Below are 20,915 nucleotides of genomic sequence, written 5' to 3'. Positions count from 1 at the left end.
AAGTCACCCGCTTTTCTTTTGATTGTATCGTTCTGTTTTGTACCATTTAACCTCTTGCTTGAACAGGCGGTGCTTGATTTCGACGAATAAAGAATAAATTACGAGCGCAATCCAAGCCTGCGAGTATGTAAAGTACATCAGAAAAACGATGAAAAAGTTCTGCCTGTTCATTTCTGTTTTTTCGATGCTCAGTGTAATCATGACCTCCGTCATAAATAGAAAGAAAGCCAAAACCCATAAGATGATAGACAAAAAACCGAATGAAAGATGCAGATTATAAAATAAATTGATCACAAAAAGCGCATTTGACATGATGACACCAAAGAAAAACAAAAAATACGTAAAAAAGAAATAAAACAAATCAAAAATAATCCGTTTCCTCTTCAGCTTGAAAAATTGAGCCAAAAATTTCAGGACGACATACTGGTTGCCGCGCGCCCATCTTGTCCGTTGACGCCACCAGACTTTCCACGTTTCCGGCTCCTGCTCCCAAGTGACGGCCGCCGGGAAGAAGCGGATGTGGTAGCCGAGGTTGTAGACCCGGATCGTAAGCTCGGTATCCTCCGCGAGCGCCTGATCGTCCCAGCCGCCCAGCTGTTCGATAATGCTTCTCCTGATGGCGAAATTGGTGCCGGGGATCGTGGCGATTTTGAACCATTTCCATCTCCCGCCCTGTGCCATCCATTGGAAACAAATCGTTTCGATGTTGATAAATTTTGTGAGCAATGTTTTCGCCGCATTGATGACGCGGAATTTTCCCACCACTGCTCCGGCTTTCTGATCATTCATGAGCCCGAGGACAAGGTAATAAACAGCCATTTTTTCGGGCGTGTTGTCGGCGTCATACACACAAATGACATCTCCGCTTGATTCGGCAAAACCGCAATTGAGCGCCGTCGATTTTCCCTTTCCGGCATGCGGAGGTTTGGTCACGACCATTTTAATAAAGTCGTATTGTCTGGAAAACTCACCTACAATGTCGCCCGTCCGGTCAGATGAATTGTCGTTGATGACGATAATCTCCAGCCGGCCCTTCGGATAATAGAGATTCACCATCGCCTTCAGCGTCTGCCGAATCACGACCTCTTCGTTATGCGCAGGAATCAGAACGCTGACCTTCGGAAGATCCTTCACGTTCTCTTTCCACTTCGGCATGTTCCGTTCGAAGGTCATATAGTGGCGGAATCCGCCCTGCATCAGAAACATGTGATACAGAAGCATGACCCATATTAAGCTTAAAGAGACTAGGAACAGAACATTACCCACGGTTTTTTCTCTCCTTAAAGATTCGTTTTTTTAATGTGGCTCTCAAGTAAAGGGTATAGCTCACAAACATGACAACAAACAAGAGCACAATGAGAGAGAGAATCCAAAGCGCCTTTTCCAGCGGGCTTTGCTGGTGATGATCGAAAAACGTCTCAATGGCGCTGACTTTGCTTTTAACTTGAATCGTTCCATCTCCGCTTGTGTGAATTTCCACTTTATCTGTTTTAACGGTTTGCTTTGTCTTTTTAATATCGAGCCATTCGCTGTTCGGAATGCGTTCCATTTGATCAACCAGCTCAGGGAGATATTTCATTCCAAGATAAGGATGATAAAATGCGCCGGCTACTCCGCCTTCAAAATCGATCATTTGAGAGATGCGTTCCTCGACTTTGCCGAGCGGATTTTGATCCGATTGATCAACATAGCCGATGGTCTCAGGATAGAGCGTCATCCCATGGAGTATTGCCGGTTTGGTAACAAAAGGCCCGGCGCCTGACGTTTTCCATGTTGTATCGCTAAGCTGAACCTGGCCTAACAAGCTTGTAAAATACTGTGAGGCGATCTGATAGCCGTGCTCTGACATCGTATAGTGCGGCGCTTCAAACGCGAGCGGATACAGTCCTTCTGCGGTGAGATCTTCAATAGCGTTCGTCAGCTTCTGCCGCGTGTACGTTTCCTCATTTTTTCTGAACGGCTTCAAATAGTTTTGATATGCTTCTTCATTCGGAAAGTTCTGTTCCTTTTGCAAAAGGGTCGCGGGCTCTTTCGCATTTTGCGATGTGATCGGCTGATCGGCTTTAGCATCCCAAAACTCGAATCCTTCACCGGTTTCGCTGTAGCGGTATGTATGGGTATACCCGTGAACAATTACACTGCCGCCCATATCCTGCAGCTTTCTCAGCACGTTGACAAGCTTCGGCTTTTCAGACATATAGACTTTGTCGCCCGTTTCAGGATTGACATATACCGGAATCACAGAAAGGATAAAAGGAATATTTCGTTTATGCAGATAAGCCCCGGCTTGGAGTAGCAGTTTTTCATCCGACATTGGGCTGATATCCTCAAGCCGCAAATATAACAGCGTGCTGTCCGGGGTTTCACCAAATGCCTGTCTGAGCTGCTTAGCGGCGAGGAGGTTGTTGTTGAGCAAATCGGTTAAACCGATGTACACGTTACTTTTGCCGGTTTTCCATGCGAATGGGTGAGCTTTTCCGTCGTCAGCTTTGTATGTGTACAACGCTTTTCCCTTCAAGCCTGATACCTCAAGGACACGAATTCCGCTTTCTAAAGAGGTATCGTGTTCCTCATTTGTGCTGCGAATCTGATACACATTGTCTTCGCTTTTCAGCGAAAGATCTGCAAATTGGCTGAACTGCCCGGCGTTAAAGCCGATCGCTGTCACAGGTTTTTGGAAGGAGCTGATCAGCTGCGCGAGCTTTTTGTTCAGCTTTCTTTTCGTTTGTCCGTAATAGATGACGCGGTCTTTTCCTGCCAGATCCGCAGCTTTGACATCCGCATCATTTACAACGGTCACATGGGATGTAAAATGGCCGGCGATAAGGTCGAGCATTTTCACATCGGCTGATTTTTTGCCGTCCAATGTTGAATAGATGATGAGAATGCCGCGCTCCTGCTGCTTTGCCCCGGCGGTGTCCGGAACATGAAAAACCGCAGCCAGGATAAGGACAGCCGCGCATAGAAGTAATATCCGCTTACAGTTCATTCATCATCATCTCGTTTTCTAGTTCTTCTAAAAATTGCTCAGCAGTCTTTAAATCGTTTTGATATGATAAGTGGCACACGTGGAAGGTCAAGGTGACATACTTGCCGTTTTTCAGCTGGTATGTGTTCAGCTGTTTCTTCAGTTTTTCAAGGACGGCAGGCATATGCTCAGCAGGCGTGTGTGTCAGCAGGATGCCAAACCGCTCTTCGGCAGGCCGGAATTTTTTATCCGTTTCCCGGACACATGATCTGATTTGACTGCTGACAAATTGAAAGAGACGGTCGGTTTCTTTTTCTCCGTACAGGGATTTGAACTCTTTGAAATAATGCATTTGCAGCAGTAAAAAAACAAATGAGTTGCCATACCGCTCTGCCCGCTTGATTTCTTCCGAGAGCTCCAGCTTCATCCTCTGTTTATTATCAAAGCCTGTCACCCTGTCAATTGCAACGAAGCTATTGATCTCGTCTTGAAGGTGTTTGACAGAGCGGTGAAGTCCGATCGCGATGTCATGGATTCTCCCTGACATGAAGGAGAACAGCAAAAGCGCTATTCCCCAGATGACGAGGGTTTGCAATTCCGTTTCAGACGAAGCGTCTGTGTGAAGAAACATCATCAAAGTTCCGAGAACAAACAGGACGATGATCGTCCCAGCCAGTGCGTAAATCGATCCGAGCCATATTCCCGCTGCGATGATGGCAAGTGTGATGCAAATGATGAGAATGGATTCGGACTGCGGGGCTGAGACATAATGGATGAACAACGCAAGAGCTGCTGCTATTCCCGTCATATAAGCGAACATTTTTTGCGAATCATTGAATGTTATTTTCATTTAAAAGCTTCCTTTCGGCTAATAGGGGCAGCAGGTTATCAAAAGAATGCGTATCATTTCCGCTCATATATCCCCCATAATACGTCTCAGACGAATCAAGAATTTCAAAATCATTCATTCGATCATACAGCGCTTTGATGACGTCTTGATCTTCGTTTTGGTTGATGAAAAATAATATCGCCAAAGCGTAGACGGATGGAGATTCGTATTGAACCGCCGGCTTTTTTGTATCGATCGAGTACCGGCCATACAGTTTGCCGCCGGTTTGAAACGTCTGTTTGAGCCAATCCGCTAATACAGCGGCTTTTTGATCCTTCGGCGGTAAATGCCAAGCTGTGTAAAGCTGATCAATGAGATTGACTTCATGGTCATAGGTGTATGCTTTCGTTTCTGTACTGTACACTTTCGGGAGAAAACCGTTTTTCAAAGGGGCGCGGTAAAGAATGTTGGCGTTCCGCCTTTCGGTATCCTTATCAATCACTCCGTTTTTTTTCAAGACGGATAGCGCATCTGGCATGATATAGGAAAGCGTGATATCCTTTGATGCGGATTGAGAGGCGGAGTCGTAAAAGTCCGTCAATATCCCGTTGTTCATGTTGTGCGTTTTTAATGCGGAACCGATGTTCAGAGCGGTTTGTTTATACTCGCTGTTTCCCCATAGAGCTGCCGCTTGATCGAGGCTCACCATGATTCTGAGATCATCGATCAAGGCGTTTACCCCGCTTGCCTGGCCGTTTTGGATTTGCCATGAGACCAGGTTGTTTTTCATAAGGAAGGATTCGGTCAGGTGCTGATATTGCTCATGAAAATGCTCGCCGTCTTTTTTACTGATCAAAAATTCCATCCACAAGCCAAGCGATTCCGACAAGTAAACAGGCTGGTCAGAAAAGCTGGTTTTAATCAGTCCCTGATCGCTCATTAAATGATGGTAAACGAAGTGTTCGGCAGGCTGCAGCGCTTCATCATTTTTGTCATCATCTGACTGATCTTCAGCTTTGATACAACCGACGGCCAGACTGGCCGATAAAAAGCACAGGATCATACCAATCCATATATACCTCACGGGTGCTTTCACGATAGATCACCCCGAATGTTTTTTTGAGAATAATTTTGACTTACTTATTATAAATGAAAAAATGGAGATTGCTAGATTTTTTTGATCTTTTTGGACTATCCAAAAAGAGGACGTAAGTCCAATAATAAAATGTTTTTCCATCAATAGAAGGATTTTCGTATTGATTTTCATAAAAAAATACCAAAAGAAATAAACGGAGGACGTGAATGGACATTATCAGCAAGCTTGAAAGACAAAATGTGAAAGTAACAGAAATACCGAAGTGGGGGTCTTATTTGCGTAAAACGTGGGAAAACCGATTTGCTGCAAGCATGGAGCTTCCGGAAAGGGACACGATCTTGGTGAGCCATTTTTTGTGGCATTTATTCAGCTATGAGATGAAGCCGTGTTTTACCGGCGGACAGGCCGATCAAGCCTTTAACGAACAGCCGAAGCGCGATTGCTTTTTATTCTACCAGCACACGGATGACGCCTATATTTTTGAACACGTTGGAAAACTGACAGCCTCAGATCTGACAGCAGAAGAAGATGCATATATAACGGATAAAGACATGACATGGACATATGTAGTGACGCATGAGTCGGCATACGGGCCGTATTTTTGTTTCACGTTCCGTTCAACTTGAGCGAAGCTGTCGAGAGCGTTGACCGCTTCTACCGAGCCGATCCCTCGCGTTCGCGGCAGAATGGCGGCTACGGCCTCGCCATCGCCAAATTGATCGCCTGAGCAGCACTGAGGTAAGATCTATGCGAAGAGTGTGCCGAACGAGAAGACGACGTTTTATGTTCAGCTGGACTGAACTAAAAAGCATATGGCGGGGGAACGTGTAACAAACAACCATGTTGAAACAACTGTGTAATCATTGGAAAAGCTCGGCATACAGCCGAGCTTTTATCTTACAGTCCAGTTTACTAAATTTTCTGCGTGTCTTTTCTTTCTTGAAGTTCGTACATCGCAACCTTATAACTTATTACTTCTAAATGTTTTAGGTTTTCATTGATTTTATTCTGCACTTCTAATTTATGCTGCATCATCATTTCTTTTCTTTGCAGGAATGTTTCATCGCCTAATTCATAAAGATCGATATATTCTTTTATTTTAGAAATAGGCATTCCTGTCAACCGCAGAGAGAGGATAAAGTTGATCCATCTCAAATCGTCATCATTATATATTCTACGACCATTTGAATCTCGAGAAATATTTCTTAACAACCCTTCCTTTTCATAAAATCTGAGTGTATTTGCAGACACATGTAAGTTATCGACTACATATTTCATTGAAAATGACATCCGATCCGTCCCCTTTCGTTATAGTTACTATAACGAAATGCAGATCAAAAAAATAGAAAAATGCTTTAGTAACCTCTACCTATTAGCAAATTCTATTGTAAAAACCTATATTTGACTTCGTGCAGCAATAATAAACTACATTAGAAGTACCGGGAAATAGAAAATCTTAAAACTGGAGGCAATGAAGCGATGAACTCAAACTATGAAAATGGAAAAAAACTTTTTCAAGAAACTGATGAAGCAGGAATCCAAGCGGTTATTCATGCTTTAAGCGATGTATCTCCCCACATAGGTCGGTACGTTATTGAATTTTTTGGGCAAGTTTTCAATAATCCCGTACTCACCTATCAACAAAGAGAAATGATCGTGATCTCTGCGTTAACATCGTTAGGTGATACTCCAAATCAACTCAAATGGCACATGAACTTCGGTTTGAAAGTTGGGATTATGCCGAACGAAATTATTGAAATTGCTACCCAATGTATTCCGTTTTGCGGCGCTCCTCGTGCTTTAAATGCCATTACCGTTGCGAAACAACTTTTTGCAGAACAAAATATCGAAGTAAATATCGAGGACGAACTACTATATTCTGTAGGGGAACGACGGGAAAGAGGCATAGCAAAACTTCAAGAAATCGACGGCAAACATGGTGAGGCGGTTGCCGATTCACTTGCCGAGATTGCCCCTGTATTAGCTGAACAAATCATTGAATTTGCGTTTGGTGAAATCTACAGCCGCTCAGGACTAAACCCTAAACAGCGCCAACTCGTCACATTAGGAGCCTTAACTGCTCAAGGTGGATGCGAGCCACAGTTGCACGTTCATCTCAATGCCTCCATTCGTGTAGGTTTAACGAGACAAGAAGTGATTGAGGCATTACTGCAATGCTACCCATACACGGGATTTCCTAAAGTCTTGAATGCTATAAATGTTGCCAAAAAGATATTTTTAACATAGTTATTCACCGATAGAGCAAGTTGATAAAAAGACCGGAGTTCACTCACAGAGTTTTTCCGGTCTTTTTACATACTAACTTGATTATTTCATTTTGAGCACTTCCGACTCATAGGACCTAAAAGCATTTTCCATGCCCATAAGGACATCTTTAATTTTCATGTATCCTTGGCGCAACCCAAGGAGTCTCTAGCTGACACAGACCGTAAAGTAGTTTGATAACGTATCAGAAATACCGTAACCACAACGACTTAACGATGTTCCAAAATTCAAACGATCCACTGGAAATTTTATTCCGATACTCACCGTTTCAGGAACTTTCTACAGATGTTTTCTATTTACAGAAGTTTGCGGGTGGTATCAGCGACGCTGGTATTACCCCTAATGGCGAGGATACAATAAACGAGCAGGCCAAGTGGCTGCATCATATCAAGTCGGAGACGGAGCGCATGAAGACGCTCACGAACGATCTGCTGTATCTCACCGAGTTGGACGACACAGGGTCGCGGACGGAATTCAGCTGGATAAGAAGGAGCATGAACCTATATAATATGGGTTAAAGCGTAACTAAAGGGGAGGAACGTGATGGACAAGGAAAAACAGCAATTGAGCATTGAAGCTGCGAGGCTCTATTATCAGTCTGACTACAGCCAGCAGCAAATCGCCGAACAGCTGCAGATTTCAAGACCGACGGTATCAAGGCTGCTGCAGTTCGCCAAGGAAAAGGGGTATGTCCAAATCCGCGTCATGGATCCGTTTGAAGATATGGATGCGCTCGGTGCGATGCTTGAGGAAAAATACGGGCTCATGGAAGCACATGTTGTTTTTTCGCCGACCGCGGATTATACGACCATCACGCATTATCTCAGCCGCTTCGGAGCCGAATACATGCACGGCGCAGTCAAGGACGGCGACATTGTCGGCGTCAGCTGGGGAACGACAATGTACCAAATCGCCCAAAATATGCAGCCCAAACAGGTGAAGGGCGCAGAGGTCGTACAACTGAAAGGCGGAATCAGCCACTCAAGTGTCAACACCTATTCGTCTGAAACGATTCAGCTGTTTGCCGAAGCCTTTCAAACGATGCCGAGGTATCTGCCGCTTCCGGTCGTGTTTGACAATCCGGAAGTCAAACAGATGGTAGAGCGGGACAGGCACATTAAGCGGATCATAGAAATGGGCAAACAGGCGAACATTGCGTTATTTACAGTCGGCACAGTCCGTGATGAAGCCCTGCTGTTCAGGCTGGGGTATTTTCATGAAGAGGAAAAAGCCCTTCTGAAAGAACGCGGAGTCGGCGATATTTGTTCGCGCTTTTTTGATGCGGAGGGAAACATTTGCAGCCATGCTATCGACTCGCGGACGATCGGCATTGAATTGGCTGACTTGAGGGAAAAAGAACGGTCGATTCTCGTAGCGGGCGGCAGCCGGAAAAAAGCCGCTATTCATGGTGCACTAAAAGGCAAGTATGCCAATGTGCTGATTATTGATCAGCATACGGCGAAAGAACTGCTAGATGATTAACGTGTCCAGGAAGAACAGCCTGGATTTTACTTTATTTTCTATTGAACAAAATTTCATATGATAATTTACATTTGTTCAATAATCGGTTATGCTGAAACTATCTTATACAAAGGAAGTGCTAGTATATGACGATTGCAAATCTCATTGATCATACAGCATTGAAACCGCATACACAAAAATCCGAGATTGAAAAATTAATAGAAGAAGCGAAAACGCACCAATTCGCTTCAGTTTGCGTCAACCCGACATGGGTTGAATTCGCCGCCAAAGAGCTGAAAGGAACGGAAATCGATGTTTGCACAGTCATCGGTTTTCCGCTGGGCGCCAACACGACAGAAACAAAAGCGTTTGAAACGAAAGACGCGATCGCAAAAGGCGCGACAGAGGTGGACATGGTCATCAACATCGCCGCTTTAAAAGACGGAGACGATGACTTTGTCGAGGCGGACATCCGCGGAGTCGTTGAAGCCGCAAAAGGTAAAGCGCTTGTTAAAGTCATCATTGAAACGTGTCTGTTGACAGACGAGGAAAAAGAGCGGGCTTGCCGCTTGGCTGTTGCTGCCGGTGCCGACTTTGTCAAAACTTCAACCGGGTTCTCAACCGGCGGAGCGACAGCGGAAGATATCGCCCTCATGCGGAAAACAGTCGGACCCGACATCGGTGTCAAAGCATCCGGAGGCATTCGAACAAAAGAGGACGTTGAAAGCATGATCTCAGCCGGAGCGACCCGGATCGGTGCAAGCGCAGGCGTTTCCATCGTCAGCGGAGCAGAAGGAAAAAATGAAGATAACTACTAAGATCCAGTGCGGCGGGAAGCGAAAGCTTCCTGCGCACAGATACAAAAATGTAAGCGAATACATCCTCAGGAGGATCAAAACATGAAATATCTTATCGGGCTCATCGGTTTATTTGTCGTCTTAGGGCTTGCATGGCTGGTCAGCAGCGGAAAAAAAAGAGTGAAGTACCGTCCGGTTATCATCATGATCGTGCTGCAATTTGCATTGGGATATGTTTTGCTGAACACGGGCGTCGGAAACTATCTCGTCGGCGGGTTTGCCAAAGGCTTCGGGTATTTGCTTGAATATGCCGCAGAAGGTGTAAATTTTGTCTTTGGCGGGCTGGTGAATGTGAATGAATCCACATTCTTCATCAGCGTGCTGCTCCCGATTGTTTTTATCTCTGCTTTAATCGGTATTTTGCAATATTGGAGAATCCTTCCGTTCATTATAAAATATATTGGTCTTGCGCTTAGCAAAATCAACGGGATGGGCAAACTTGAGTCATACAATGCCGTGGCCTCGGCGATACTGGGGCAATCTGAAGTATTCATTTCGTTAAAAAAGCAGCTGGGGCTGCTGCCTAAGCACAGACTTTACACGCTGTGCGCTTCAGCGATGTCAACCGTCTCGATGTCTATCGTCGGCGCCTATATGACGATGCTGAAGCCAGAATACGTTGTCACCGCGCTCGTATTGAACTTATTCGGCGGATTTATTATCGCTTCGATTATCAATCCTTATGAAGTCGATCGAGAACATGATATGGTAGAGGTACAGGAAGAGGAAAAACAATCCTTCTTTGAAATGCTGGGCGAATATATTATGGACGGCTTTAAAGTCGCCGTCGTCGTGGCCGCCATGTTGATCGGATTTGTCGCGATCATCGCAATGATTAACGGCATTTTCAGCGCCGCACTAGGCATATCATTCCAGGAACTGCTCGGATTTATTTTTGCGCCGTTTGCCTTCCTGATGGGTATTCCATGGCATGAAGCGGTGAATGCTGGAAGTATCATGGCAACCAAGATGGTCTCAAATGAATTTGTCGCGATGCAGTCTCTCGCACAAGGCAGCTTCCATTTCAGCGGCCGCACCGAAGCGATTGTTTCTGTCTTCCTCGTCTCATTTGCCAATTTCTCATCGATCGGAATTATCGCCGGCGCTGTTAAAGGACTGAATGAGAAACAAGGAAACGTCGTCGCACGCTTTGGCTTGAAATTGCTGTACGGCGCAACGCTCGTCAGTTTCTTGACAGCGACCGTTGTAGGATTGATCTATTGATAAACATTGAAAAAAGGACTGGTGATCACAATGAGAATGGTTGATATCATCACTAAAAAACAAAATGGAGAAGAATTGACAACAGAAGAAATTCAATTTTTCATTAAAGGCTACACAGACGGCAGCATTCCTGACTATCAGGCGAGCGCTCTGGCGATGGCCATCTATTTTCAGGACATGACGGACAGAGAACGGGCCGATCTCACGATGGCGATGGTCAACTCAGGCGAAACAATCGATCTTTCCGCGATTGAAGGGATCAAAGTCGACAAACACTCAACAGGAGGCGTCGGCGACACGACGACGCTCGTACTTGCACCGCTTGTTGCGGCTCTCGACGTCCCGGTCGCCAAAATGTCGGGCCGCGGCCTTGGACACACAGGGGGAACAATTGACAAGCTCGAAGCGATCAAAGGGTTTCACGTGGAACTTTCTAAAGACGAATTCATCGAACTTGTCAACCGCGACAAGGTTGCCGTCATCGGCCAAAGCGGAAACTTGACGCCTGCTGATAAAAAACTGTACGCCCTTCGCGATGTGACAGGCACGGTCAATTCGATCCCGCTGATTGCCAGCTCGATTATGAGCAAGAAAATCGCCGCGGGGGCGGACGCGATTGTCCTTGACGTCAAAACAGGCGCCGGCGCCTTTATGAAAACCGATGAAGACGCCGTCAACCTTGCGAAAGCGATGGTCCGCATCGGAAACAATGTCGGCCGCCAAACGATGGCTGTCATCTCCGACATGTCCCAGCCGCTGGGGTTTGCCATCGGAAATGCCCTTGAGGTGAAAGAGGCGATCGATACATTAAAAGGGGAAGGTCCGGAAGACTTGACTGAGCTTGTCTTAACATTGGGCAGCCAAATGGTCGTTCTCGCCAAAAAGGCAGAGACCCTTGACGAAGCAAGAGAGAAACTGATCGATGTAATGAAAAACGGAAAAGCGCTGCAAAAATTCAAGGATTTCCTTCAGAACCAAGGCGGCGACAGTTCTGTCGCGGATAACCCTGAAAAGCTGCCTCAGGCTGCCTACAAAATCGACATTCCTGCCAAAGAAGCGGGCGTCGTGTCTGAAATCGTCGCCGATCAAATCGGCGTCGCGGCCATGCTGCTGGGCGCCGGCCGCGCAACAAAAGAAGACAAAATCGACCTCGCCGTCGGTATCATGCTTCGCAAAAAAGTCGGCGACGCAGTCGAAAAAGGCGAACCATTGGTTACCCTATACGCAAACCGCGAAAATGTCGATGACGTCATCGCGAAAGTCTACGACAACATTCAAATCGCTGAAAAAGCCGAAGCGCCGAAGCTCGTGCATACGGTGATTACGGAATAGAAGAGCATGCAGAAACAGCACATACCCTTGGGTGTGTGCTGTTTTTATGGGCCTTTTTTCTCATTTACCTATTTTAATCTTTCTTGTAGCATGAATACGTCTTAGGTGTCATCTTTTTACATGGACGGAAAGGTATAGATAAATAGGAGGTTTTTTTAAACGTGGCCAAACGTATTCTGGTATCTTCTGGTATTAGTGTTTTAATCTTTATCCTTATAGGTATATGCTCATTTATCCTATATGCCATACTGTCGCATTTTTACATGCAATCTTTTGTGACGGGCGAACCTTCCCAGGATGAAGCGCTGGGATGGGGGTATTTGGGTTTGTTGTTTATTTCATTCATATTGGCAATTTTGACAGGCATAATTGGCGGAATCATTTCCTTTTGTATATATTTCAAAAAATTCAAGAAATGGAGCAGTTAAAAGAGAACCGCCGGAAAATCCGGCGGTTTTTAAAAACGGATATTTTGAGAAAACCTTGGGTGTGTGCTGTTTGTTTAATGGCAAGATTTGAAGAAGGTCATTTGAACTAAGCACCTGATGCTATTTCAAAGAACATTGTGAGAAGCTTGAATGGATCAATTCAAGAAAATCCAAGAAAACCAAGTCCATTATCCTATTTACCTATTTTGGATGATATTGTAATATGAAAAAGGTCTGATTTATAAGAACGTTGGATTCAATCGGAGAGCAACAATATACCTAACCGAAATACTGTGGAATAAGCGAATAGTAACGTGCAGACGTTTATTTTCTGAAAAACGAGGTGAACCCGATATGTCAAACCATGCTGCTAAAATCGCTTCTTTGGAAAAAGATATTTCTTCTTTATCTCACAATATAAAGGATACACAAAGCAAAATCGCTGAACTGAAAAAAGCAAAAACAGCTATTACCGGTGAACTTCACACCCTTTCAAACAATGCCAATCTCATCAATCAGCCAGATATTACTTCGCATATATGGAACGGTAGACATACAAATCAATTTATCAATATAAGATCAAATATTGCACACAGCTATCAAAGTATACAGAGAGAAACAGATGGTCTGATTTCACATATTGAGCAAGAGATTGAAAATCTTGAAATGCAAATCTCTAATATGGAGATGTTTCTAAGTATACAAAAACAACAGCTTACAGATATAAAAAAACAAGTCAATCATTGAGGTGAAAGAATGGCAGAAATAAAGGTAAAAGCAGAAGAAGTCAAAACGGCGTTTTCAAGCCTTCAGACAAAAATCAGCGCACTTTCGATAGCAGGTTCAAAAGCCGATATCACTAATTCTTCAATGGATGTAGTGAACAAAATAAAAAAAATCGAAAAGGAATACGAGCAGCTATTAAAAAAATACAAGGAGGCGCTATCTTCAGTTGAAAAGGACGCATGGTCAAACATTAAAGTCCTGATTGATACTGATAAAAACATCTCTCAAAAAATGAAATAAGGAGGGCTGGTTTTCTCTTGAAAGTTTTAGATGTCTCTGAAGTCATTGACGCGATAGACCAATTGATTAAGGAAAAAAAGCAAGAGGAAAAAGAAATCAATGCCATAAGGGAAAGTGTACAAAAAATTGCAGAGCTTGATGATGCATTAAAAGGAGAAGGCGGAAATGCGATCAAAGAACACTTTTCGGTTCTTCATCTTCCCGTGCTGCTTTATTTTCAGCACTTTATTGATCAATACATACAGAATTTAAAAGATATTAAAGCAAAAATCAGAACCTATGAATCAACAGAGGGTTTTGTAAAAGAAGAGTTTCTGACGCATGATGTCAAAAAGGGCTTAACAGAACTGAAACGTCAAACGAATGATACGGTTGATTCGATTAATGACGAATTTGATAAAATCAGCCAGTTGATTGGGGGCGGATCTATCTCTTTGGCATCATTTAATGAGCATATTTCCGAAGCAAAAAAACATGTGAACAACACAGTGTCTGATTTAAAAGAGCTTGATCGTGATACTAATTCTATATTAAAACAATCGTCAAATTCGATCGCTCAGCTTTCCAAGCTCACTGAAAAAGTGAACACTTGGTCAAAGGGAGGCGCGATCCTATCTAAAAAAACGATTAAAGAGGTTGAAAACTACTTTTCTGAAACAGATGTCGTTAAACAAATGATTGACGAAGCCGTTGATTTAGCAGAAAAACAAGACGATCCGACAATGATGGGCAGAATCGCTGAATGGCTCGATTTAATCGGTACAGGAAACGGCGCTTTGGCTGTAACAAAAGGCGTCATAGCCGTGAATGTACTGGCGACGAAAATGCTTGAGCTTGAAAAAGACGGAAAAGGAAACTTCCGTGTGAAAGCCTCTCCGAAATGGACGCAGGGAGCTAACGGAAAATACGATTCCAAGGTGGCTCAGTTTGTTTACAATATCCTGAAAAAAGGCGATCCAAACTCAAGCAAACCAATCAAAAAATGGCTCGGCAAATTTCAAAATAAACCAAGCGGCCTTTTGAGAAAGATTGTTGGGTTGGGGCCTAACACAACAAGAATATCATATGAAAAGATTTTAGAAAGCCAAAGTTTCCTAAAGCATAAGCCAGAGGAACTGAAGAGTTATAAGACTAAGCTTGATGTGAAAGGGACTCTTGGGAAGTTTAAGGATGAAGTAGCTCCCGGAAAACTATTTAAAAAAGTCCCTGGAGTAGGTACCGTATTTTCCTTTGTGACTAATTTTTCTGAATTCATTAATGATGATAACAAGGGGAAGTCTACCCTTGAAATATCAGGACGAGTGGCAGCTGGCTTTGGAATGGATGCGGGAGTAGCAGGTGTGACTGTTGGAGGTGCTGCATTAGGGTCACTTATATGCCCAGGCCCCGGAACTCTTATTGGGGGAGCTATTGGAGCTGGTATTGGAATAACTGGATCTATATTTGTTGGCGACACAGTAAAAGAGTGGGGAGAAGATGCTGGTGAATGGGTAGAAGACAGATGGGATGATATGAAAGACTGGACCGACAAACAATTATCGAATATCTCTGATTCAGTTTCAGAGGGTTTATCAAAAGCAGAGGACTTTGTGACTAGTTGGTTTCGATAGGGGGAATTTAAAGTGTCTAAAATTATATTAACTACTAATGAACTTGTTGCCGCATTGTTATTATGCAGATATGAAAAAGCTGCTGAGGATATTATTAATGAGCAGCAGATAATTCAAGATGAAAAAGACATTGAACCATTTTCAATTCAAGCCGAAAATCTTTTAAAACAAAGAGGATATTGGGATGATGGCACAGAATCTAATTTACAAAAAGGGTTAGAAAACCTGATTCACTTACTCATTCAATCAAAGCGAAAAGTTCGCTGTATCCATCGGAAAAGAGTGTTGATTGTACATCATGTTCAAAAAGATGAACTCATTGTGCAGGAGATAGAAAATCAAAATCATAGTTTTTCGATTTTAAGAAGCAGAGAGTCGTTTTTAGAAATGTTGAAAACATTTTATCATTCATATACGGATAAAAACCCAGAACATGAAATTTTTGAAATGGATGATGATTCATTTGATGAATTTCACGAAGTAGAAGCTGAGGTTATTAAAAGAATGGCGGAGGATCCAAAAACTCACCCATCTATTAGTCAGTTCTCTTTTGATTTTCTAAAAAACAATCAAGAGCTTGATAATATTTCATTTTTTGAAAGCGACTATATTACAAGCCAATCAAGATTAGATCAAGCTGTATTCTTATTAAGAAGTGATGAATTTATTTGGCATTTAGATTATGAGAATATAAAAAAAACCGGTTCACTTTTTCTTCAGCCTGTGGCAGTAAATGAATATTTCGAGAAAATAGTAAATACAATGAATGAGTTTTTTGATTTGTAGAAAAAGAAAGGACAAGTGGATTTATGTTTTCTATAAAAAAAAGCGGTATTTTTTGGATGCGAAGTAATGCAGTATTCATGTTATTAGTGGTACTTTTGTTGATAAACATCCCATATTGGAATCGAGATGACAGCAGTATCTCATTATTTTTATTTATATTTTTCGCGGAATGTTTCTTGGTTTTACTTTCTTTGGTGTACGGTTTTAATACAAAAAAAATATATGTTAGTCCGAGGAAAAAAATATTCAAGAAATCAAACCTAATAGTAGGTACTATTACCGTCATTGCTATAAGTTTATTTTTAAGTTTTGTTTTAAGGGAACACATTCCATACCCAAGCGCCTTATTGTATATGTCTCTTACTATAAATTTCATTATGGCAATTATTTCATTGCTATTTCCTAACTGGGTGATAAAACAGTATGAATTTAATATATATGAAGAGTCAAGTGGATGGATAAACGATTTTTTACGCTATTTCTTATTTATTGCTTGGGCAATTAATTATGAAGTCCAGGTTGTTTTAGCCCGTCTGCCTTTTCTATTGCAGCGTTTAATGGGAATTGTTTTTATCATAGTGTTAGTCTTTTCTATAGCTTCAATATCCTCTATGTATTAAATATTAGAGGGGAATTAAATAGTTATAGGTAAAAAAACCGATTCTTTTCTCTGAGCAGCAATTCATTCTTTTGTGTTAACAGCTTTATAAGTTAATTAGGGTGTTTCTTAGGGCTGCGATTATTACAGCCTCTTTTTCATGTCTTTTTGAAATCAGTCATGATTCGCGTATAATCACATTCATAACACCATCATTCACTGGAAATCATATGACCAAAAGGAGTTCATGCATGAACAAAGCCAGTTTTAAAGACTATGCATTAAGCGGTGATATTACGAAAGCGCTCGATCATTTAGGGTATAAGCAGCCGACTGCGGTGCAAAGCGAAGTGATTCCCGCGGCGCTTAAAAAGCGGGATGTTGTGGTGAAATCGCGAACGGGGAGCGGGAAGACGGCCGCGTTCGGAATTCCGCTTTGTGAGCTGACAGAATGGGAAGAGAACAAACCACAAGCTTTGGTTTTGACACCGACGCGCGAGCTTGCCGCTCAGGTTAAGGAGGATTTGACGAACATCGGCCGCTATAAAAGAATAAAAGCAGCGGCTGTTTACGGGAAATCGTCCTTTGAACGGCAAAAAACAGAGCTCAAGCAAAAATGCCATATCGTTGTCGGGACACCTGGACGCGTATTCGATCACATTGAAAAAGGGACCTTTCCATTAGAAAAACTGAAATACCTTGTCATCGATGAGGCCGATGAAATGCTGAATATGGGATTTATCGATCAAGTAGGAGCGATCATCCGCCATTTGCCTGAAGAACGGCTGACGATGCTGTTTTCAGCAACTTTTCCGGAGGATGTGGAGCATCTATCCCTTCAATATATGAAAGATCCTTTGAAAATCGAGATTCAAGCAGGCGGTACGACAACTGCAGATATCGAGCATCAACTGATCTTTGTAAATGAAAATGATTCATTTCCGCTTTTAGTGGATCTGTTCATTGTTGAGAATCCGGACAGCTGCATCGTCTTTTGCCGCACACAGGAGCAAGTGAATGAGTTGCAGCGGCGCTTAGCCGGTTTGGGTTATCCGTGCGCGAAAATTCACGGCGGCATGCCTCAGGAGGAACGTTTTGCCGTGATGAACCGCTTTAGACGGGGAGCGTTCCGCTATTTAATCGCGACAGATGTGGCGGCAAGGGGCATCGATATTGAGAACATCACACATGTTATCAACTATGAGCTGCCATTAGATCAAGAAAGCTATGTGCATCGTACCGGCAGAACAGGCCGAGCCGGCAGCCGGGGAAAAGCGATTACGCTTGCCAGCCCGCGTGAAAAAAGGATGATCGCTGACATTGAAGACTATATCGGTTTTTCCATTCCTATTATTGAGGCGCCGTCAAAAGGAGAAATTGCACGGGCAAAAGCGGCGTTTCAAAAGAAAATCAATAGGAAGCCTGAGCTTAAACAGGACAAGAGCGAATCGTTAAATAAAGAAATTATGAGGCTCTACTTTAACGGGGGAAAAAAGAAGAAGCTGAGAGCTGTTGATTTCGTTGGGACGATTGCTAAAATTGACGGCGTCTCCGCTGAGGATATTGGGATTATCACGATACAAGAGCAAGGTTCATTCGTTGAAATTTTAAACGGCAAAGGACCGCTCGTCTTAGAAGCGATGAAAAACACAACCGTGAAAGGGAAATTGCTGAAAGTGCATAAAGCGAGGAAATAAACTTAGGCTGCCGACTTTGTCGGGAGCTTTTTTGTTCGTAATAAACCTTGGATAAGCAGCATATGATGAATTGTCAAAAAATGAAAGCGCTTCAAAAGAAAGGAGAACAAATGAATATGAGAAAGTGTTTCATCCAAGTCCTTGCATTGCTTTTCATCATGGCTGCATGTTTCGCGCCAAACCAAGCTTCTGCACAAACTCAAAAACCTGTATTTTCAGAAGTGGCGGTTCACGATCCATCCATTATTAAAGCGAATGGCACGTACTATGTCTTCGGCTCCCATTTAGCTTCGGCCAAATCGACGGACCTCATGAAATGGACGCAAATTTCCTCGAGTGTCCACGACGGCAATCCTCTGATTCCGAACGTATATGAAGAATTAAAAGAGGCCTTTGAATGGGCTGAATCTGATACGTTGTGGGCGCCTGATGTCACCCAGCTTGAGGACGGCAAGTTTTATATGTATTACAACGCCTGCCGCGGGGATTCTCCGAGATCTGCGCTCGGACTTGCTGTCGCGGACGACATTGAAGGCCCATACAAAAATAAAGGCATTTTCCTAAAGTCGGGAATGGACGGGATCAGCAATGACGGCACGCCTTATGACGCGACAAAGCACCCAAATGTCGTCGATCCGCATACATTCTTTGATCAAAAAGGAAAGCTGTGGATGGTGTACGGTTCCTATTCCGGGGGAATTTTTATTTTAGAAATGGATAAGAAAACCGGACTTCCGCTTCCGGGACAGGGGTACGGCAAAAAGCTGATCGGAGGCAATCACAGCCGGATTGAAGGCGCATACATTCTCTACAATCCTGAAACACAGTATTACTACCTGTACATGTCCTTCGGAGGGCTTGCCGCTGACGGCGGGTACAACATTCGCGTCGCCCGCTCAAAAAACCCTGACGGCCCTTATTATGACGCAGAAGGCCATGCGATGATTGACGTCCGCGGCAAAGAAGGAACGTTTTTTGACGATCGCTCAATCGAACCGTACGGTGTCAAACTGATGGGGAATTTCTCATTTAGCAATCAAAACGGCTATGTATCGCCGGGCCATAACTCTGCCTTTTACGATGAAAAAAGCGGCAAATCGTATTTATTCTTCCACACCCGCTTCCCGGGACGGGGCGAGGAGCACGAAGTCCGCGTCCACCAACTGTTGATGAACAAACAAGGCTGGCCGGTTGCCGCCCCTCACCGCTATGCCGGAGAGAAGCTCGACAAGGTGAAAAAGTCAGATGTGATTGGCGCCTACGAATTGGTGCGTCATGGAAAAGACATATCTGCAGATATTAAAGAATCGAAAGAAATCCGCTTAAATCAAAACGGCAAAATAACCGGCGCAGCGGCCGGGACGTGGAAGAACACGGGAGACAACAAAATCGAACTCAAGCTCGACGGAAAAACATATGACGGTGTATTTTTGCGCCAGTGGGATGCAGCTTCTGAGCGGAAGGTGATGACGTTTAGTGCGTTGTCTCATGAGGGAGATGCGGTTTGGGGGAGTAAATGATGTGATTAAAAGTGACCTCTGTTCTGGAGGTCATTTTTATCTTAATCCCTTTCATTTTGACGAATCATTTCCAATTCGATAACATGGAAATAAATTGTTCACGAAGTGTAATATCAAACGAAAAGGATGAGACGCAATGTGTACAAGTATCACGTTGACGACTGCGGGTCGGGAGCATTTATTGGCGAGGACGATGGATTTTGATTTTGAGCTTAACGGGGAAGTGCTGTTGCATCCGCGTCGCTACAAATGGAAAAGTGAAGCAGACGGCAGCGAGCATCCCGGTCGGTATGCGTTTATCGGGATGGGCAGAAGGCTCAATAATGCGCTGTTTGCCGATGGTGTGAATGAAAAAGGATTGTCTTGCGCGGCGCTTTATTTCCCGGATTATGCTGTGTATGAAAGCGAGACGAAAGAGCAATGCCGCAATCTTGCGCCGCACGAATTTGTGACATGGGTGCTGTCGGAATGCGGCGATTTGGAGGAAGTGAAAAAAGCGGCTGTTTCCGTAAACATTGTTGAGAGAGAGGTCAGCTTGCTCAGTACGGTGACGCCGCTTCATTGGCTATTAACGGACCGCTCCGGTGCGAGCATCGTTGTTGAACCGGCGGCCGGAGGGATTCAAATTCATGATAATCCGGTCGGCGTGCTGACGAACAGTCCGGATTTTCCTTGGCATTTGACCAATTTGCGCAATTATATCGGTCTTCAGCCGGGACAGTTTGCCGCGAAAAAGATGGGAGACCTGACGCTGTCGGCTTTTGGCCAAGGTTCCGGGCTGTCCGGATTGCCGGGAGACTTTACACCGCCATCCCGTTTTGTCAGGGCAGCAGTTTTGAAAGAGCACATGAAGCCCGTGTCCGACGAAACAGAAGGCGTTTCTGCCGCGTTTCATATTCTCTCCCATATGAATATTCCCAAAGGGATTGTCATAACTGACAATGGCGAAGACGATTACACCCAATATACGTCGGTGATGTGCAGCGAGACGTGCAGCTACTATTTTCACCATTATCAAAACAGGCAGATCCAAAAGGTTTGCATATTACAGGAAGACCTGGACAGCAACGAAATAAAGGTGTTTCCGCCAAAGCAGGAAGAGACGTTTCATTCTCTTCAATCATAAACGAAAGAAGGAACAATATTGCAAAACAAAGCAGCAAACAGACTCATTTTATTAGGCATTAGCTTACATAG

The 20,915-nt window shown here is 43.8% G+C and carries 20 protein-coding genes; 15 read left to right on the top strand and 5 right to left on the bottom strand.

The window, feature by feature from the left end; all coding sequences use genetic code 11:
* Positions 1-3: 3 nt before the first annotated feature.
* Genes M1D67_RS21625 through M1D67_RS21610 form a run of 4 tightly spaced genes read right to left on the bottom strand, consistent with a single transcriptional unit; the run spans position 4 to position 4,860 of the window.
* Positions 4-1,266 carry a glycosyltransferase family 2 protein gene (locus M1D67_RS21625; protein WP_145645534.1) on the bottom strand — a complete coding sequence of 421 codons (1,263 nt, stop codon included), beginning with the start codon at positions 1,264-1,266 and terminating at the stop codon, positions 4-6.
* Entirely contained in the window at positions 1,259-2,989 is a 1,731-nt protein-coding gene (locus tag M1D67_RS21620; protein ID WP_020453530.1) for a DUF2334 domain-containing protein, read from the bottom strand. The genes M1D67_RS21625 and M1D67_RS21620 overlap by 8 nt, the downstream gene beginning before the upstream one ends.
* On the bottom strand, positions 2,979-3,818 hold the full coding sequence (locus M1D67_RS21615; RefSeq protein WP_095291245.1) for a diguanylate cyclase domain-containing protein: 840 nt from the start codon (positions 3,816-3,818) through the stop codon (positions 2,979-2,981). The genes M1D67_RS21620 and M1D67_RS21615 overlap by 11 nt, the downstream gene beginning before the upstream one ends.
* The gene (locus M1D67_RS21610; RefSeq protein ID WP_283774283.1) at positions 3,799-4,860 is read right to left on the bottom strand and encodes a lipoprotein YdaJ; all 1,062 of its coding nucleotides are present in this window, start codon (positions 4,858-4,860) and stop codon (positions 3,799-3,801) included. The genes M1D67_RS21615 and M1D67_RS21610 overlap by 20 nt, the downstream gene beginning before the upstream one ends.
* Positions 4,861-5,099: 239 nt before the next feature.
* On the opposite strand from M1D67_RS21610, the gene M1D67_RS21605 reads away from it, so the two are divergent.
* Positions 5,100-5,519, top strand: coding sequence for a DUF4275 family protein (locus M1D67_RS21605; protein ID WP_075212838.1), 420 nt, complete (start codon positions 5,100-5,102; stop codon positions 5,517-5,519).
* Between the two features lie 286 nt (positions 5,520-5,805).
* On the opposite strand, the gene M1D67_RS21600 is transcribed toward M1D67_RS21605, so the two are convergent.
* Positions 5,806-6,171 (bottom strand): MerR family transcriptional regulator, encoded by a 366-nt coding sequence (locus M1D67_RS21600; RefSeq protein ID WP_479831511.1) that lies wholly within the window; start codon positions 6,169-6,171, stop codon positions 5,806-5,808.
* A gap of 201 nt (positions 6,172-6,372) precedes the next feature.
* On the opposite strand from M1D67_RS21600, the gene M1D67_RS21595 reads away from it, so the two are divergent.
* From M1D67_RS21595 to M1D67_RS21530, 14 genes are all read left to right on the top strand, one after another.
* Positions 6,373-7,140: a carboxymuconolactone decarboxylase family protein gene (locus tag M1D67_RS21595; protein ID WP_317985352.1), complete on the top strand. Its 768-nt coding sequence runs from the start codon at positions 6,373-6,375 to the stop codon at positions 7,138-7,140.
* A 582-nt stretch (positions 7,141-7,722) separates the two neighbouring features.
* Positions 7,723-8,661: a sugar-binding transcriptional regulator gene (locus M1D67_RS21590; protein ID WP_020453527.1), complete on the top strand. Its 939-nt coding sequence runs from the start codon at positions 7,723-7,725 to the stop codon at positions 8,659-8,661.
* A gap of 125 nt (positions 8,662-8,786) precedes the next feature.
* Complete coding sequence (gene deoC / locus M1D67_RS21585; RefSeq protein ID WP_020453526.1) at positions 8,787-9,458, top strand: deoxyribose-phosphate aldolase; 672 nt, start codon at positions 8,787-8,789, stop codon at positions 9,456-9,458.
* An 81-nt stretch (positions 9,459-9,539) separates the two neighbouring features.
* On the top strand, positions 9,540-10,721 hold the full coding sequence (locus tag M1D67_RS21580) for a NupC/NupG family nucleoside CNT transporter (protein WP_023856885.1): 1,182 nt from the start codon (positions 9,540-9,542) through the stop codon (positions 10,719-10,721).
* A 30-nt stretch (positions 10,722-10,751) separates the two neighbouring features.
* Positions 10,752-12,053, top strand: a complete 1,302-nt coding sequence (locus M1D67_RS21575; RefSeq protein ID WP_020453524.1) for a pyrimidine-nucleoside phosphorylase — start codon at positions 10,752-10,754, stop codon at positions 12,051-12,053.
* A 161-nt stretch (positions 12,054-12,214) separates the two neighbouring features.
* Positions 12,215-12,481, top strand: a complete 267-nt coding sequence (locus M1D67_RS21570; protein WP_026580364.1) for a hypothetical protein — start codon at positions 12,215-12,217, stop codon at positions 12,479-12,481.
* Between the two features lie 354 nt (positions 12,482-12,835).
* The gene (locus M1D67_RS21565; RefSeq protein WP_144497515.1) at positions 12,836-13,228 is read left to right on the top strand and encodes a DUF5082 domain-containing protein; all 393 of its coding nucleotides are present in this window, start codon (positions 12,836-12,838) and stop codon (positions 13,226-13,228) included.
* Positions 13,229-13,237: 9 nt separating this feature from the next.
* Positions 13,238-13,507, top strand: coding sequence for a YwqI/YxiC family protein (locus M1D67_RS21560; protein ID WP_020453522.1), 270 nt, complete (start codon positions 13,238-13,240; stop codon positions 13,505-13,507).
* A 17-nt stretch (positions 13,508-13,524) separates the two neighbouring features.
* Positions 13,525-15,117, top strand: a complete 1,593-nt coding sequence (locus tag M1D67_RS21555; protein WP_105981322.1) for a ribonuclease YeeF family protein — start codon at positions 13,525-13,527, stop codon at positions 15,115-15,117.
* Between the two features lie 12 nt (positions 15,118-15,129).
* Positions 15,130-15,903: a hypothetical protein gene (locus tag M1D67_RS21550; RefSeq protein WP_479831510.1), complete on the top strand. Its 774-nt coding sequence runs from the start codon at positions 15,130-15,132 to the stop codon at positions 15,901-15,903.
* A 23-nt stretch (positions 15,904-15,926) separates the two neighbouring features.
* Complete coding sequence (locus M1D67_RS21545) at positions 15,927-16,523, top strand: hypothetical protein (RefSeq protein WP_105981320.1); 597 nt, start codon at positions 15,927-15,929, stop codon at positions 16,521-16,523.
* 229 nt (positions 16,524-16,752) lie between these two features.
* Positions 16,753-18,198 carry a DEAD/DEAH box helicase gene (locus M1D67_RS21540; protein ID WP_035338053.1) on the top strand — a complete coding sequence of 482 codons (1,446 nt, stop codon included), beginning with the start codon at positions 16,753-16,755 and terminating at the stop codon, positions 18,196-18,198.
* A gap of 110 nt (positions 18,199-18,308) precedes the next feature.
* Positions 18,309-19,718 (top strand): arabinan endo-1,5-alpha-L-arabinosidase AbnB, encoded by a 1,410-nt coding sequence (abnB, locus tag M1D67_RS21535; protein ID WP_396021757.1) that lies wholly within the window; start codon positions 18,309-18,311, stop codon positions 19,716-19,718.
* 136 nt (positions 19,719-19,854) lie between these two features.
* On the top strand, positions 19,855-20,844 hold the full coding sequence (locus M1D67_RS21530) for a choloylglycine hydrolase family protein (RefSeq protein WP_479831509.1): 990 nt from the start codon (positions 19,855-19,857) through the stop codon (positions 20,842-20,844).
* Positions 20,845-20,915: the final 71 nt, after the last annotated feature.

The organism is Bacillus sp. PK6-025 (assembly GCF_056530265.1).
The sequence above is the reverse complement of the archived record's forward strand: the minus strand, read 5'-3'. Positions and strand labels throughout refer to the sequence as shown.

Coding starts and splice junctions, on each gene's coding strand:
- M1D67_RS21600 (WP_479831511.1), bottom strand. CDS start 6,171: ATGAAATATGTAGTCGATAACTTACATGTGTCTGCAAATACACTCAGA.
- M1D67_RS21610 (WP_283774283.1), bottom strand. CDS start 4,860: ATGATCCTGTGCTTTTTATCGGCCAGTCTGGCCGTCGGTTGTATCAAA.
- M1D67_RS21605 (WP_075212838.1), top strand. CDS start 5,100: ATGGACATTATCAGCAAGCTTGAAAGACAAAATGTGAAAGTAACAGAA.
- M1D67_RS21560 (WP_020453522.1), top strand. CDS start 13,238: ATGGCAGAAATAAAGGTAAAAGCAGAAGAAGTCAAAACGGCGTTTTCA.
- M1D67_RS21580 (WP_023856885.1), top strand. CDS start 9,540: ATGAAATATCTTATCGGGCTCATCGGTTTATTTGTCGTCTTAGGGCTT.
- M1D67_RS21530 (WP_479831509.1), top strand. CDS start 19,855: ATGTGTACAAGTATCACGTTGACGACTGCGGGTCGGGAGCATTTATTG.
- deoC (WP_020453526.1), top strand. CDS start 8,787: ATGACGATTGCAAATCTCATTGATCATACAGCATTGAAACCGCATACA.
- M1D67_RS21620 (WP_020453530.1), bottom strand. CDS start 2,989: ATGAACTGTAAGCGGATATTACTTCTATGCGCGGCTGTCCTTATCCTG.
- abnB (WP_396021757.1), top strand. CDS start 18,309: ATGAATATGAGAAAGTGTTTCATCCAAGTCCTTGCATTGCTTTTCATC.
- M1D67_RS21540 (WP_035338053.1), top strand. CDS start 16,753: ATGAACAAAGCCAGTTTTAAAGACTATGCATTAAGCGGTGATATTACG.
- M1D67_RS21595 (WP_317985352.1), top strand. CDS start 6,373: ATGAACTCAAACTATGAAAATGGAAAAAAACTTTTTCAAGAAACTGAT.
- M1D67_RS21615 (WP_095291245.1), bottom strand. CDS start 3,818: ATGAAAATAACATTCAATGATTCGCAAAAAATGTTCGCTTATATGACG.
- M1D67_RS21565 (WP_144497515.1), top strand. CDS start 12,836: ATGTCAAACCATGCTGCTAAAATCGCTTCTTTGGAAAAAGATATTTCT.
- M1D67_RS21590 (WP_020453527.1), top strand. CDS start 7,723: ATGGACAAGGAAAAACAGCAATTGAGCATTGAAGCTGCGAGGCTCTAT.
- M1D67_RS21545 (WP_105981320.1), top strand. CDS start 15,927: ATGTTTTCTATAAAAAAAAGCGGTATTTTTTGGATGCGAAGTAATGCA.
- M1D67_RS21575 (WP_020453524.1), top strand. CDS start 10,752: ATGAGAATGGTTGATATCATCACTAAAAAACAAAATGGAGAAGAATTG.